Annotated in this window: 12 protein-coding genes; 4 read left to right on the top strand and 8 right to left on the bottom strand. The window is 46.1% G+C overall.

The genetic code is table 11. The features are described from left to right. Positions 1 to 160: 160 nt before the first annotated feature. Positions 161 to 967 carry a hypothetical protein gene (locus MKY85_RS01080; protein ID WP_342571579.1) on the bottom strand — a complete coding sequence of 269 codons (807 nt, stop codon included), beginning with the start codon at positions 965 to 967 and terminating at the stop codon, positions 161 to 163. A 247-nt stretch (positions 968 to 1,214) separates the two neighbouring features. Here MKY85_RS01080 and MKY85_RS01075 point away from each other — a divergent pair, with 247 nt between their 5' ends. The 3 genes from MKY85_RS01075 (at position 1,215) to MKY85_RS01065 (ending at position 3,705) form a co-directional block, all read left to right on the top strand. Next, positions 1,215 to 1,781, top strand: a complete 567-nt coding sequence (locus MKY85_RS01075) for a TetR/AcrR family transcriptional regulator (protein ID WP_192136206.1) — start codon at positions 1,215 to 1,217, stop codon at positions 1,779 to 1,781. A gap of 119 nt (positions 1,782 to 1,900) precedes the next feature. Next, the gene (locus tag MKY85_RS01070; protein ID WP_342571578.1) at positions 1,901 to 3,022 is read left to right on the top strand and encodes an ABC transporter permease; all 1,122 of its coding nucleotides are present in this window, start codon (positions 1,901 to 1,903) and stop codon (positions 3,020 to 3,022) included. Then, a complete protein-coding gene (locus MKY85_RS01065; protein ID WP_342571577.1) occupies positions 3,022 to 3,705 on the top strand; it encodes an ABC transporter ATP-binding protein in 684 nt (227 codons plus the stop codon). The genes MKY85_RS01070 and MKY85_RS01065 overlap by 1 nt, the downstream gene beginning before the upstream one ends. 134 nt (positions 3,706 to 3,839) lie before the next feature. Here MKY85_RS01065 and MKY85_RS01060 read toward each other — a convergent pair whose 3' ends face one another. Beyond that, positions 3,840 to 4,763, bottom strand: a complete 924-nt coding sequence (locus MKY85_RS01060) for an AraC family transcriptional regulator (RefSeq protein WP_339258275.1) — start codon at positions 4,761 to 4,763, stop codon at positions 3,840 to 3,842. Positions 4,764 to 4,963: 200 nt separating this feature from the next. Between MKY85_RS01060 and MKY85_RS01055 the strand changes: the two genes are divergently transcribed. Continuing rightward, a complete protein-coding gene (locus MKY85_RS01055) occupies positions 4,964 to 8,137 on the top strand; it encodes an alpha-mannosidase (RefSeq protein WP_342571576.1) in 3,174 nt (1,057 codons plus the stop codon). 142 nt (positions 8,138 to 8,279) lie between these two features. Here the strand turns inward: MKY85_RS01055 and MKY85_RS01050 are convergent, their stop codons facing one another. The 6 genes from MKY85_RS01050 to MKY85_RS01025 all read right to left on the bottom strand — a co-directional run bounded on the left by MKY85_RS01050 (position 8,280) and on the right by MKY85_RS01025 (position 14,886). Further along, positions 8,280 to 8,459: a hypothetical protein gene (locus tag MKY85_RS01050; protein ID WP_342571575.1), complete on the bottom strand. Its 180-nt coding sequence runs from the start codon at positions 8,457 to 8,459 to the stop codon at positions 8,280 to 8,282. A gap of 342 nt (positions 8,460 to 8,801) precedes the next feature. Further along, complete coding sequence (locus tag MKY85_RS01045; RefSeq protein WP_342571574.1) at positions 8,802 to 9,656, bottom strand: aldo/keto reductase; 855 nt, start codon at positions 9,654 to 9,656, stop codon at positions 8,802 to 8,804. Positions 9,657 to 9,832: 176 nt separating this feature from the next. Continuing rightward, the gene (locus tag MKY85_RS01040) at positions 9,833 to 11,752 is read right to left on the bottom strand and encodes an AraC family transcriptional regulator (protein ID WP_342571573.1); all 1,920 of its coding nucleotides are present in this window, start codon (positions 11,750 to 11,752) and stop codon (positions 9,833 to 9,835) included. A gap of 130 nt (positions 11,753 to 11,882) precedes the next feature. Then, positions 11,883 to 13,136, bottom strand: a complete 1,254-nt coding sequence (locus tag MKY85_RS01035; protein ID WP_339239039.1) for a mechanosensitive ion channel domain-containing protein — start codon at positions 13,134 to 13,136, stop codon at positions 11,883 to 11,885. A 147-nt stretch (positions 13,137 to 13,283) separates the two neighbouring features. Beyond that, the gene (locus tag MKY85_RS01030) at positions 13,284 to 13,925 is read right to left on the bottom strand and encodes a polysaccharide deacetylase family protein (RefSeq protein ID WP_342571572.1); all 642 of its coding nucleotides are present in this window, start codon (positions 13,923 to 13,925) and stop codon (positions 13,284 to 13,286) included. A gap of 85 nt (positions 13,926 to 14,010) precedes the next feature. Next, on the bottom strand, positions 14,011 to 14,886 hold the full coding sequence (locus MKY85_RS01025) for a carbohydrate ABC transporter permease (RefSeq protein WP_342571571.1): 876 nt from the start codon (positions 14,884 to 14,886) through the stop codon (positions 14,011 to 14,013). Between the last annotated feature and the right edge of the window lies 1 nt (position 14,887).

The following is a 14,887-nucleotide window of genomic DNA, read 5'->3' as shown; positions in this document are numbered from 1 at the left end:
GCAGATGTATCGGTATATCGTTGGTATTCGATAAATAGAAAGAAAAAGGCAAACCCTTTGTTAGTTCATGGGTTTGCCTTTTTGTATGTGTCATCCACGCCAACCTATCTCAAGGGAACATACGCTATTTTTATCACCCACCGTATCCAACCCCAACCATCTAGGCAAAAAACCAACTTAGAATAATAATTCCCAGCCAGATGAAAAAGGAAGCCCCGCAAGCAATAATTTCATAGAAATGAATCTGAAACAGCCTGTACGCACCCTGATCTGTTTGGCGAAGCCCGAAGAAATCACAATGCTGATTGATATAAATCAGTCCGCAAGCAAAGGCTAGACCTGATAATATAACGGCAGAAGTCGGTAGACTCATGACATAGAGCGGATTCCCACCTGTATCAAAGCTGATCTCCCACCCGAACCATTTTGAAATCAGGAATGTAAGCACAATGAGTAGAAACACAAGAAGTCCTAGACTAAAAGGATGTTGCCTGTAATCAATCAGACGCATAAAGGTTTGCATAAAATGACTTTCAGGCTTTAAATCCGCCTCTTGCTCCTTCAGGTCTCCCCTGTCATCATTCATAATGTAGAAAAACGAGAAGCAAATGATGCCCACGAATATGGTGATCTGTACCATACGTAAAGCCAGACCGAGGTGAAAGACAGCGATAATTGCATGGATGATTAGGAGAGACAAAATCAGTCTGCCGCCTACAGCCTCTCGGTCTTTCCACATTCGATTCACGAATTGCTGTGCAGGCACCCTCTCAGCATGTATTTCTTGAACTTCATCCTTCATTGGAGCTTCTTGCTTCCGTTTATGCTGAATCATGATATAAGCGAATATCATCATGCATAATCCGATTGCCAAAAGGGCCCATGCTGATCCAGGGTAGAGATCATAAGAGTCAGCTACATCCACGATCCACAACCCATCCAAAATGACGATAAAAATACCTAACATAAGTAGATAAGGTGCTGCTTTATAAACGATTTATCTTCACTCCTTTGTTACAAGTTACAAGCATTATGGGAAGTGATTATTTTTACCCTGACAGGGACAGGGGTGAATCTATGTTCAACAGCTCACATAGGAGCTTATGTTATGTTATGCTAAACTGAATATATATCAGCGAAATCCAAAGCATCACATATATAAGGTATTATGAATACAATACAGATTTTATAGATGAGAAAAAGGAAGAGATTCAATGGGAAGAAAACAATCTTTTACCGAAACAGAGCTACTGGATACGACCAAGAAATTAATTCTGGAGCATGGCTACGACGGTTTTCACCTCAAGCTGCTCTCACAGCATCTCTCCGGAGCCCGAAGCACGATATATCAATATTACGCTAATAAAGAAGAGATTGTTGCTGCTTGTATGAAGCGTGTAATAGCAACCGTGTTGGAGAATTCATTGGCCGTTGATGAGACTGATCCCATGGATGCTCTTGAGCAACTGCTTCTGATCTACGCAGAAGAATCGACGCTCCATCAACTTCTGGGAGATGCCAGCAAAATTAATACGACTAATTCTGCTGCGGCAGCGAGAGATCTTGAATTCATTGAGGAAGCACATCAGACCCTCAAAATTCAATTATCACGCTTATTTGAACGCGCACAGCAGGATCAGGCCCTCCGGCAAGATATCCCTCTACCTGTACTTGTTGGTGTATTCTTCAACTTGATTAATACGCCTAATATGATGAATATCCCTACGCCTGATTGGGGAAAGCTACTGTTCCAAATGTGGATCGGAGGAGCCAAGAGCTAACTTTGTTCTTGGATTCAATTTGACACAAGTGTCATTTATGTCGTTTAATGATGAAGACCGCGTGGCCGCGCATCTAATTTGACACATGTGTCAAAAAAAGAAAAGGAGTTGAACAGATCATGTTTTTAGCGATGAAGGAGCTAATGCATAGTAAAATGAAGTTTTTGATGATTATCATTATCTTCGTACTTATGGCATGGTTGGTATTTATTTTATCCGGTCTGGGAAATGGATTGTCTACACTAGCCGCATCAACATTCAAGACCATGAAGGCTGATTATGTCATCTTTGAAGAAGGGGCTCAGTCTTCCATGAGCAAGTCACTGCTGTCAGATCAAGTGGTGGCGAAGGCGGAACAACTTCCTAATGTGGATGCTGCATCACCTATGGGTAGTTCAATGGCAACAGCAATGAAAGAAACGAGTACCAAGAATGAAGATAAAGTCGATATAGCGATTATAGGAATTAACCCAGGAAGCTTCCTGGAGCCAGCAATTGTAGAAGGTGAAAGCCTGTCTTCCGAGAATCCCACCGGGGTAGTTGTGAATTCGACCCTAAAAGATGAGGGCTATAATATCGGGGACACCTTTCAACTGGATGGCACGACGGAATCATTGACCATTATCGGATTTGTGGAGAATCAGACTTATAACCACGTTGCATCCGTATTTACGCCAATGGCTGAATGGCGGAAGATTGCCTTTGCGGCTCCAGGTTCAGATAAAGGAATTGAAGGACCGGTTAATGCGATCATGTTACAAGGCGAGAATATTGATCCAGAAGCTATAAATAAAGAGTTATCCAGTACGGATACCGTTACCCGGTCGGAAGCTGTGCAAGGCATGCCAGGATACAAAGAAGAGAACGGAACGATTCTGATGATGCTTGCCTTTCTGCTCGCGATCTCTGCATTTGTACTCGGGGTATTCTTCTATGTCATTACGATGCAAAAGACCAACCAGTTTGGCATTATGAAAGCGATCGGTGCCAGCAACCGTTTCTTGGGAAAAGCCATTATCTCGCAAGTGTTTGTCCTTTCCCTGACTAGCATTGTTGTTGGAATCTTGCTGACTTATGGGACAGCAGCAATTATGCCAAAAGGAATGCCATTTAAGCTGGAGACCAGTCTTGTCTTCAATTATTCTATTATCCTGCTGGTTATCGCTATGTTAAGTTCACTGGTATCTGTTCGCAAAATAACGAAGATTGATCCGCTTAAGGCGCTCGGGAGGGTTGAATAATGAGTAAGGGATTGCACATGCGGGAAGTCACCATGTATTATGCCGAAGGAAACAATCGGATCACCGCGCTCGATCATGTATCCATATCCGTGGAACCGGGGGAATTTGTTGCTGTCGTTGGACCTTCTGGTTCTGGTAAAAGTACATTCTTGTCTATTGCTGGGGCCATGCTGAAAGCCTCCGAAGGAGATATTCAACTAAACGGAAATCATATTTCGAAGCTTACGGAGAAAGAGCTATCTACTATACGGCTGCAAGAAGTTGGATTTATTATGCAATCTTCCAATCTAGTTCCCTATCTAAATGTTCTCGATCAACTGTTAGTTGTAAAAAGAATGGCGGGAACGGTCAAAAAAGAGGATAAGGCATTTGCCACCAAACTGCTGGAAGAACTGGGGCTGGGTTCGAAGTTAAAAAGTTTTCCCGAAGAGTTATCCGGTGGTGAGAAACAACGGACAGCCATTGCGCGTTCGTTAATGAATAATCCCAACATCATCTTGGCCGATGAACCAACCGCCAGTTTGGACACCAAACGAGCCCATGAAGTGGTTAGTCTAATCGCGCAAGAAGTGAAATCACGCCAAAAAGCGGCCATTATGGTTACCCATGATGAGCGTATGCTTGAATATTGTGACAAGGTCTATCGGATGTATGATGGCGGTCTGTCCCTAGCCAAATCATAAAGATATGGACTGAATCCTATCCATGTCGTTAACTATTATTTTCATAAAAATCTTCTGTCCAGAAAAATAGCCCGTTAACTAGCAATTTAAGCCTGTCCATCACTCCGCTTGTTATCTCACGCTAGGCGCCATCGTCACTCGTGTCTTTCACCCACAAGCATCATTTCATGTTTGCTCTGCGATGGTCTGCTCCGTCGATAGGCACTTGGTGACATACCGCTCTGTTTGTTGAAGATGCGATTGAACTGGGAAAAGCTGGCGAACCCACACTGTGCAGCAATATCCGTAATTTTTTCACTCGAATTCAGCAGCAATTGCTGGGCATTTCGAATACGGGTCATCTGCACATACTCCGTGAAGGTAAAACCAGTGACCCTGTTGAATTGGCGGGACAAGTGGTGGGCACTTACATAAAACCGCCTGGATACCTCTTCCAAAGATAAATCCTGCTGATAATGGCTGTGAATATAGGATGCAATGGCATACATGCGCCGGGACATCGATGATCCTGTCTCTTCTCGCACATACCCGTTCTCTGCCGCGTAACGATGAATGGCACACAGAAATTCTACAAATTTATGATGGATCACAACCGGTTGAAGCGTAGAGCGCTGCTGGGATATGGCAAAAATGTCATTGATGGGCGCGAGGATTTCTTTGCGCCGTTCTTCCGGGAAGCGGAAAATCGGAACCTCTTCATCAAAAATGGAGAATAGTTCATTGTAACCGTTCTCAAGTCCGGGCATATGGCGAGGCATCGCAAAATTAATCATCAAGCGTTTTGGCGGTGTACCTTTCGGATACTGCGTCTTATGCAGCAAAGAAGGTCGCAGCAGCACGATATCCAATGGCTGAATCTCATATAAACTGCCTTCAATAATATGCGCAGCCGTACGATCCAGAAGAATACAGACTTCATAGAAATCATGAAAGTGCTGAAACTCCATATTCAAGTCATGGGAGCGTTCGTCGTAGTCCAAATGATAAAAGAGTTCGTCTCCAGGCTGATTGACATGGATTACATATCCCTGCTCGTATGTCAAAACGGATGTTGTCATGGACATGCCTCCTATCCCGATACTAATTAATTTTATTTTAGCATGAAATGCAATAAAAAGACGTCTTTTTCAGCATACATTACGTAGTTTGCTCCCTTTCCCCTTTGTTATGATAGAGTTGATATGTTAGCGCTTGCAGTATACTTGCTCCAACGACGACTACAGCCTGTACTTACTACAAACCAAGGTGGGAAACCAACATGAAAATGAATTCCTTGTATACTCGGATCCATACCATCGTTAAACACTTGGAACGTGCGCGACTGACCTCAAAGACATATATACCGGAGCTTTATCATAAAGAAAGTGGTTACCACTCCTGGGAACTGGTGCATGAAGACCCTTCCTCCTGGAACGTATTTCGTAAGGGTGATGGCTGGGGCGGTAAAGATGTACACAGCTGCTTCAAAACCCGGATTCGCATCCCGGATCATATGGAAGGAAAAAAAGTCGTATGTACCATCGTCACCGGTGCGGATGATATCTGGAACTATGATAATCCGCAATTCCTGGCTTTCCTCAATGGGGAACTGATCTGCGGTCTGGATGTGAACCATACGGAAATTGACCTGACACCTGCTGCGGCAAATGGCGAAGAATTCGAACTGGCTTTATATGCGTACTGTAGTACTTCGGCAGCGGATGTCTTTCTCAATGTATATATTGCTGAGCATCATCAGCCAGTCACGGATTTATATTACGATCTTAAGGCTGCGCTCGATGCGGCGGATCTGCTGCGTGAGGATGATCTGGAGCGGCTGAATTTGGTCGAACATCTGAATAAAGCCGTGAATCTACTAGATTTGCGTCAGGAGAACAGCGCAGAATTCCATGCTTCGGTACTGGAAGCGCGTCGATATCTGCAAGACCATGTCTATGGTGAAGCTCGCCCTGCGGGTGATCACATCCCAACCGTGCACTGTATCGGACACACGCATATCGATGTGGCATGGCTATGGACATTGGATCAGACCCGGGAGAAGGTCATTCGCAGCTTCGCGAGTGTATTATATCTCATAGACAAGTTCCCAGAATACACGTTCATGTCCTCGCAACCCCAATTATATGCGTACCTGAAAGCAGACTACCCGTCTCTCTATGAAAAAATCAAGGAAAAGGTAGCCGAAGGCCGCTGGGAAGCCGAAGGTTCGATGTGGCTGGAAGCCGATTGTAACCTGATCTCCGGCGAATCCATGATCCGTCAGATTATATACGGGAAACGTTTCTTCAAGGAAGAGTTCGGCGTGGAGAACCGTGTTCTCTGGCTGCCGGATGTATTTGGTTATAGTGCAGCGATGCCGCAGATTATGCGCAAGAGTGGCATTGATTATTTTATGACCACCAAAATTGCCTGGAATGATACGAACCAGATTCCGAATGACACGATGTACTGGAGAGGTATTGACGGCTCTGAAGTTCTAACTCATTTCATCACAGCGACAGACTATGACAAGCATCCCGATTTCAGACAACGTCGATTCGAAACGACTTATAATGGACGATTCAACGCCTCCCAAGTCAAAGGCACGTGGCAGCGATACCAGAACAAAAACATTAATGCAGATGTTCTGCAATGTTTCGGATTCGGGGATGGCGGCGGTGGACCAACCGAAGAGATGCTGGAGCATGGCAGACGACTTGATGTTGGATTGCCGGGTGTGCCTGCGGTGAAACGTACCTTTGTACGTGAGTTTTTCGAGAAGCTGGAGCAAAATCTGGTGGATGCGCCTTCCGTTCCTCGCTGGTCGGGTGAGCTGTATTTGGAGTATCACCGCGGTACCTACACGTCCATGGCCCGCAACAAACGGTACAACCGTCATAGCGAATTTGCGTTGGCCGATGCCGAGCTGTATGCCATGATTCATCGTCAGGCGGATGCACAGGCAGCCTATCCAACCGATGCACTGGAACATGCATGGAAGCTGACGATGCTGAATCAGTTCCATGATATTCTGCCGGGCAGCTCCATTGAGCAGGTATATGTGGATTCCAAAGAGCAATATGAAGAAGTGCTGCGTGTCACGGATGAGCTGAAAGACAGCGCACTGAACGGCATTGCGAGCCAAATTACATCTGATGACGAAGCCATTGTCGTATTCAACACCACTGGATTCGTACGAACAGATGTGGTTGAACTGCCTGCTTTTGCGAGAAAAGTGACCGTCCATGATGGAGATCGCCCTGTACCAAGCCAGCGTACTCCCGAAGGCGGACTTGTGTTCCTTGCAGAGAACGTGCCGGCATCCGGGTATAAATCCTTCCGAATCACTCCGGATCTGACAGACGAGCTTGTCGCGGGCGTATCGGTTGCACAGTGGGAAGCCAATCAGCGCCACATCCATACACCTTGGTACGATATTCACCTGAATGAAAGTGCCGAATTTACGTCGGTATGGGACAAGCTGGAGGGGCGTGAACTGCTTCAGTCTGGCAAGCGTGGTAATGTGCTGCAAGTGTTCGAGGATCGACCTGCGGAATACGAGGCATGGAACATTGACGACTATTATGAACAGCATATGTGGGAGATTAACGACCTGCAGTCGTTGGAATGGGTAGAAAGTGGGCCGGTGCGTTCAGTGCTTCAAGTGAAGCGACAGTTCCTGGACTCGGTCATTGAGCAAACGATCATCTTCTACGCGCATACACGCCGAATTGATTTCCGCACGTTAGTGGATTGGAAACAGGAGCATTTGCTGCTGAAAGCAGCCTTCCCGCTGGATATCTGGAGTGAGAAAGCGGTCTACGAAATCCAGTATGGCAATGTGGAGCGTGCTACTCACCGTAATACGAGCTGGGATCAAGCCAGGTTCGAAGTGTGCGGACAGAAGTGGGCCGATCTGGCGGAGAACGGGTACGGCGCTGCTCTGCTGAACGATTGCAAATACGGATATGATATTCATAACTCGGTGATGCGACTGTCACTGATCAAGAGCGCAACGTACCCGAATGAAAATGCCGACAAAGAGCAGCACGTATTCACCTACGCGCTCTATCCGCATCAGGGCGATTTCCGCGAAGGACGTGTCATCCAGGCTGCTTATGATCTCAACCGTCCGCTGGTTGCTCGTGAGATTGCATCGCAAACCGGCACGTTACCTGGGCTGTGGTCACTCGCATCGGTTGATCAGGATAATGTCGTGCTGGAGGTTATCAAAAAAGCCGAGAATAACGATGATATGATCATCCGTCTCTATGAAGCACATGGCCGCCGCAGCCGGGCTTCCCTGCAATTGCCTGAAGGAGCAGGTGCCACGGCGTACGCGTGTGATTTGCTTGAGAATAACGAAGCGGAATGCGCCGTGGAAAATGGTCGGATTTCTTTTGATATCAAACCGTATGAGATTCTAACTTTCCGTATCCCTGCGGGACACTAGCAGAACTTACACAACACGGAAAACTGCAACAATGCTTCTGGCTTCAATAAGGAAGGGCTGCCTCCTGTCATATCTGACATGGGAGCAGCCCTTCCTTATTTTCTATGTATTACACGTTATATTCTCATACCACCACTGCATCCTAGTTGAAGTCCATCCAGAAAAATTGAGAGATGGCAAGCCCTAGCCCGATAAGATTAGCCACAATAAAAAACCACTTTTTCGCCCTTCTACTTGTTTGTTCCCCCGTCCATAAACTCCAGGCTACAATCCCATTCACCACAACCATAATAATCAGCGCGAACCACCAGTTAGCCACCACTAAACATCGCCCTCCCCTGAACAACCTGCTTATGACCCCATTGCTATGCTGCTTGCCATCCAGAATTCCACAGATGTATGCTCTTATCGTTATTAATATAGCCCGATAAGGTAGGCTATGCCTAGATACAATTCAATTAAAAACACCCTTTGGAATTTCACTGGTAACCCAGAGGGACCAATAATTATTCCAAAAGGTGCGCAGGTTATAATGGCGTTTAATCACATCGTACTTACAGTCTGGAACACATTTAATTTCTTATTGATCCATACTTGGCAGCAAGTGACTCGAACAGTTTTTCATATTGCTTCGTAAAGTTGGGCAGATATTGCTTGTCCTTCTTTAAAATTCTTCGTACTCACTTGGGTCCTGATCCCACAACCGTCCATCCGGACGATTAAATGCAGAAATGACCTGCATCTCTTCTGTGCTCAAATCAAAATCAAATATATTGATATTTTCCTGCTGATGCTGTAAGGAGCCCGCTTTCGGAATTGGAATGGAGCCCAGCTGAACATGCCAGCGCAGAATGATCTGGGTCGGTGTTTTGCCATGCGTTTCCGCGATCCGAAGAATGTTCTCATCCTTCAGAATATCCTGTACAGCATCATTGCCACGTCCGATCGGACTCCAGGATTCGTTCACGATGCCATGCTTCGTATCCTGTTCCCGCTGACCAGCTTGGTCAAAGAACGGATGCAGCTCAATCTGATTCAGGCTCGGTGCTACCCCCGTCTCCTTAATCAGGCGTTCATTGTGCTCAGGCAGGAAATTGCTGACGCCGATGGATCGGATATATCCACGCTTTTTGGCTTCGATCAGTGCTTGCCATGCCTCGACATACATGTCCTTCTTCGGATTGGGCCAGTGGATCAGATACAGGTCATAATAATCCAGATCCGCTCTGTACAATGATTCCTGAATCGCCACGAGTGCTTTATCCTGAGCGTGATAACGCCCCGGCAGCTTCGAGGAAATCAGCAGGTCTTCTCTGGCGATGGAGCTTTGCTTGATTGCTCTGCCCACGGTTGCCTCATTCTCATAGTTATACGCCGTATCAATTAATCGATAACCCGCATCCATGGCAGATGCGATCGATTTAACGCCTTCTTCACCTTTCAGACTATAGGTACCAAATCCAATTGCAGGTACTTTCAAGCCATCGTTCAATGTATATTCCGGAATCTGATGGTTCATGTGTGAACTCTCCTTTGCCAAAAGGTTAGATTTTCGTTCCGAGATTAGATTGTTAGAAAATGAACGTCCTCTCGTTATTCTACCCTTTCACGCCGGCTTGAATCAATGCGAACTCCTCTACATCTAAGCCATCCAAAAACACTTCAACTCGGTAGACCTATCACAGACATACACATCTATTTGCCATCTCCTACAATTATATCTGTGATGATGTCTAACTGTTTCTCTACCGCAATAGGGTCACTCGGAAGGAACTGATCAAAGTTAATGGAGTATACGTGACCCGCTTTCCCGGCTGGTGAGGCATCAATCAACTTTTGCACATCCTTGAGCTTGTCCTCAGCTCCCTCATTGACGGCCAGGAACAGACGGTCACCGATAAATTCGGGAATGACCTCGGTGGAAATCTCCCACGTTTCTCCATGAATGACGTCCGACTCTACCTTGGCCGCTGGCTTCAACCCAAGATATTTATAAATAATGTTGCCCCCCATATTGGTATCTCCGTATACAAAAAGAGCATCTGGACGCACGTTTAATATAGAATACGTTTCATCCGCACGAACATAAGGGCTAATTTTCGCTTTGTACGCTGCGATTTTGGCTTTGAATTGCTCATTCCATAACCGTGCTTCCTCTTGTTTCCCGAGAATATCCCCAAACATCTCCACATCTTTAATCGGGTCATTATACTGCTCGACAACAATGGTTGGAGCGATCTGACTCAGTGCATCATACCCGCCTTCCACAGCTTCTGCGAATGCTGCCGTTGTCACAATCAGATCTGGCTCCAGTGACAGGATTTTCTCGGCATCTGGCGGAACGCCCACATCTGAAATACCGGAAGTATCATCTATAAGTGGGTTATCCAGAATATATGTCGTTGTGCCAACCGGCTTCACCCCCAACGCCATCAATTCGCCCAAGTGATAGAAGCTGACGACTCGCTGTGGGTTCACAGGAATCTCGGTTGAACCTTTCAGATGTTTATATATCCGCGTTTCCACAGCTGCGCTGTCTGTAGCTACAGCAGTATTCGTATCTGATGAAGCCGGCTGGGAAGCCGTTGCTCCTGGAGTACTGCTGGTCTGGCAAGCACTTAGAAGCAAGGATGTGCATAATAACATCATCGCCCCAAAGGCTGGTCTTGAAAATCTAAACATGGATGTGTCCCCTTCCCCAATCCGTTGATAATAAGTCTCATTCTCATTATGAGAACCGGAGTTAGGGGTTACAATAGACGATTCTAACCCACGTAATGGATTATACTGAACCTGAACCTGTTTCCGATATTGTGTACGAAATTGTACTGGCGATAAGCCGGTATGCTTTTTGAACAAGCGACTGAAATAATACATATCCGCATAACCTACGTTGCTTGCTATTTCCTGGATCCGGGCTTCGGATCTTAGAAGGTACTGCTTCGATCTGTGAACCCGCACATGAATAAGATATTCAATCGGTCCTAGTCCAATCTGGTTTTTGAACAAACGGGATAAATAGCTGGCGCTGCAATGGTATCTCTTGGCCAGTTCCTCGGCTGTAATCAGCTCGCTGTAGTGATCGTGAATATAGTGGATTGCGTCAGTGACGATATTGGGTTTGCTGTTTTCCTTTTTAGCCCATGTCTGAATCTGCTGCCGCATGATCTCGTACACCAACGGAAGAAAAACTGACTGTGCCTGTAGCTTGTCTATGGAGGCGGGTTCTTGCCACAGACGGTTCATGGCTTCACACTTTTCCTGAACAGGGAGTAATGCATACGGTGCAAACCCATACGTCATCTGGAAACCCTTTCGATCTTCCGGTGATGCACACTCGGCTGTATATAAAATCAGATAACAGGCAAAGTCCTGTTCCAACGGTGTAATACTTAGCCCAGCATCTGCTCCCCCGTGCAATATGTATGCTGAATGAGTCTGGTAGACCTCGCCTGATATCCTTATCCTAGCCTCTCCATGCGTAGTGATTAAGAAGAAGCTGTTATGCGCCACATCGTGATCAGGAACCGTTCCATGCTCCGCACGATAATACCGAATATCCAGTAATCTAACGGCCGTTCGGCTCCACTGTTCGATATGAGCTTCCCAATCCATACACGTTCCCCCTACTTCTTCGTTCTTAAAATATGCCTATTATATCACAGACAAAAAACCATCAACCCAGATGAGTCAATGGCTTATGAATGAATAGTATATTGGAAAAGGATAGAGCTGTTATGAGCCCCTAGTACTCTCGCACCAATTGTTTATCCTCTTTCAGTTGCACAATGTCATGTCCAGTTGGATTCTGGAAGGCCCGCAGTCCAAAAGTTGACGCCACCGCGAAGATATGGTCAAAGATATCCGCCTGAACGTTCTCATATACACCCCAGTTGATATCATTACTGAATGCATAGATTTCCAGAGGCAGCCCGCGATCTTCCGGTGCTAATTGTCGCACAATCATCGTCATATCTTTATTGATCTTCGGATGGTTCCTCAAATATTGATGGATATATTCCCGGAATACACCGATATTTGTGAGCTGTCTGCCGTTCACGTTGCTTTCAGTATTCACCTGATGCTCCATGTTGTACGCTTGAATTTCTTTAAGTTTGGAAGTGACATAATCCGTCAGGTAATGAATCTTCTCAAATTCAGCCACCATCTCTTCCGTACAAAAACGAATACTGCTGATGTCGATATAGATGCTTCGCTTAATTCTTCTGCCACCGGACACCTGCATGCCTCTCCAGTTCCGGAACGAGTCCGATATGAGGGCATAGCTTGGAATCATCGTAATCGTTTTATCAAAATTCATCACTTTCACTGTGTTCAATGTAATGTCGATAACGTCCCCGTCTGCATTATACTTTGGCATCTCGATCCAGTCACCAACACGCACCATATCGTTCGACGATAGCTGTACACCAGCCACGAGACCAAGAATCGAGTCTTTGAATACGAGCATCAATACCGCCGATAATGCACCAAGTCCACTGAGGATAATGAGCGGATTTTGTCCAATCAGGCTGGAGATGACGATAATGCCCCCGATAATGAACAGAACGATCTTGGCTACCTGAATGTAGCTCTTGATTGGGCGAATCTTCGACACCTCATAGGTACGATAGATATCATCGAATACATTAAGCAATGCATTCATTACCGTGATCATGATGACAATCATGTAGGTCATTGCTGCTTTTTCAATTATGGTTTGATAAGACGGGAAAATATAAGCCGAATAATAGATAATAATAGCCGGCACAAGATGCGACAGCTTCTGGAATAAATTTTTCTGAACCACGATGTGGCCCCACTTGAAACGGTTATTACTTACAATACGATGCACCGTCTTCAGTACCACTCGCTTGGCAATCACATTCGCCAATATCGAGATTAGTGCGATAAAAATAATCATAATGATGTTTGAAAGATAACCAATGGAGGGTCCACTCATGCCGAGTTCTTCTAGTTGATTTTTGATAAAGTCCATTGTTTCCTCCTGACATAATCTAGTTTAGCCTATTATTATAAAGTAGTTTGAGAGGGCAAGCAAAGTTTATACCTCTGCTCCGTTCTTCCTATACAAATTATATATAAAAAAGGACCCAGTCATTCAAAGAATGATGGGTCTACTTGATCATGTTATCTTTTCATCCTGTTCACGAGAAATGTCCAGCAGCTCACTCACCGTCACCAATCGATACCCTTCTGTGACCAGTTCCTCCACCAGAACACGTACCGCCTCCACCGTCTGGGAACGGTCTCCGTACCCGTCATGGAATATCAGCACACTGCCGGGTTTCACCGCAGACCGGGTATGCTCCACGATATGCTCAACGCCAGGATTATCCCAATCTTTCGCATCACCGTTGACCGCACCAATCGTGCGATATCCGCGTTCCGCTGCCAGAGAAAATATATCATCGTTTACGCCAAAATACGGCGGTCGGAAGCTGCGGGCAGGTTGCCCCGTAACTTCTTGAACAAGATGTTCTGCGCGTTGCAACTCTTCCCCGGCTTCCTCCAGCGTCAGCTTGGTCAGGTCCGGATGCGTGTATGTATGGTTTGCGATCTCATGCCCTTCACGGTGTACCTCCGCCGCAATCTCCGAATGAGCCTCTATCTCTTGGCCAATCATGAAAAACGTCGCCTGCCCACCGGCACGACGGAATATCTCAAGTACTTGAGGTGTATACACCGGATGCGGCCCATCATCAAACGTAAACGCCACAACCTTTTCCCGAACAGACTCTTGCTCTACCATCGCGATATTGACCATAAATAATGACCCCTCTCTGCAACTGACTGGCTACATACCCCTTATTATTCCATGTTCATAGACCGCGGTCTAGTCCAGCCTCCAACTAACCTTTGATCGCACCTGCGATCATGCTCTTCTGCACCTGTTTGTTCAATAGGAGATAGATGATCACCGTTGGCACCGTCGTAATCATCAGTCCCGCACCAATGATGCCCCATTGCGTAATGTACGTCCCCACCATCGACATCATGCCCACCGTCAATGTCTGATAAGCCGTGTTATTGATAAACGTGACCGCAAACATCAGCTCATTCCAGCACGACAAAAACGTGAAGATGGCTACCGTTGATATAGCCGGGGTCACCAGAGGCAGAATGATAGAGAAAAACGTCCGGTAGATACCGCAGCCGTCGATCACCGCCGACTCCTCCATCTCTCGCGGGATACCTTTGAAAAAGCTGCCCAGAATGAATACCGCCATCGGAATGCCAAACGCCACATAGGGAATGATCAGTGACCAATAACTGTTGAGCAGGCTCAGATTCTTCAAAATAATAAACAATGGCAGCAGCGCCGCATGAATCGGCACCATCATGCCCAGCAAAATAATCGTCATCGTGAGCCCACTGAGCTTCCAGTTCATTCTTGTAATTGCGTATCCCGTCATCGAAGACAAGATCAGTACCAAGACAATGGAGGCAGCTGTGACCAGCACGCTATTCATAAAATAGGTCAACACATGGCCATCGGACATGGCTTTGGTGTAGTTGCTCCACAGAAACGCCTTTGGCAATCCGGCAACATCGCCGCTGAATATTTCACTGTTATCCTTCAAGGAAAACAGCGCCAGCCAGATGAGCGGGTAGATCTGCACAATCGCAACGAGGATCAGAAACGCTTGCAGGAACACTTTCCCGATTGGTCCGGAGATGGACCTTGGCTTGGTTTTTTTTTGCAACATGACTTCTACGGTACTCATG

The sequence above is a fragment of the Paenibacillus sp. FSL R5-0749 genome (assembly GCF_038595085.1).
In the GTDB taxonomy this organism is placed as follows: domain Bacteria; phylum Bacillota; class Bacilli; order Paenibacillales; family Paenibacillaceae; genus Paenibacillus.
Note: the sequence above shows the minus strand (reverse complement) of the source record. Positions and strands in the feature narration are given on the sequence as shown.

What these genes read in the sequence shown, in the direction of transcription:
- MKY85_RS01080 (WP_342571579.1), bottom strand. Translation starts at nt 967, where the DNA reads ATGTTAGGTATTTTTATCGTCATTTTGGATGGGTTGTGGATCGTGGAT.
- MKY85_RS01075 (WP_192136206.1), top strand. Translation starts at nt 1,215, where the DNA reads ATGGGAAGAAAACAATCTTTTACCGAAACAGAGCTACTGGATACGACC.
- MKY85_RS01070 (WP_342571578.1), top strand. Translation starts at nt 1,901, where the DNA reads ATGTTTTTAGCGATGAAGGAGCTAATGCATAGTAAAATGAAGTTTTTG.
- MKY85_RS01065 (WP_342571577.1), top strand. Translation starts at nt 3,022, where the DNA reads ATGAGTAAGGGATTGCACATGCGGGAAGTCACCATGTATTATGCCGAA.
- MKY85_RS01060 (WP_339258275.1), bottom strand. Translation starts at nt 4,763, where the DNA reads ATGACAACATCCGTTTTGACATACGAGCAGGGATATGTAATCCATGTC.
- MKY85_RS01055 (WP_342571576.1), top strand. Translation starts at nt 4,964, where the DNA reads ATGAAAATGAATTCCTTGTATACTCGGATCCATACCATCGTTAAACAC.
- MKY85_RS01045 (WP_342571574.1), bottom strand. Translation starts at nt 9,656, where the DNA reads ATGAACCATCAGATTCCGGAATATACATTGAACGATGGCTTGAAAGTA.
- MKY85_RS01040 (WP_342571573.1), bottom strand. Translation starts at nt 11,752, where the DNA reads ATGGATTGGGAAGCTCATATCGAACAGTGGAGCCGAACGGCCGTTAGA.
- MKY85_RS01035 (WP_339239039.1), bottom strand. Translation starts at nt 13,136, where the DNA reads ATGGACTTTATCAAAAATCAACTAGAAGAACTCGGCATGAGTGGACCC.
- MKY85_RS01030 (WP_342571572.1), bottom strand. Translation starts at nt 13,925, where the DNA reads ATGGTCAATATCGCGATGGTAGAGCAAGAGTCTGTTCGGGAAAAGGTT.
- MKY85_RS01025 (WP_342571571.1), bottom strand. Translation starts at nt 14,886, where the DNA reads ATGAGTACCGTAGAAGTCATGTTGCAAAAAAAAACCAAGCCAAGGTCC.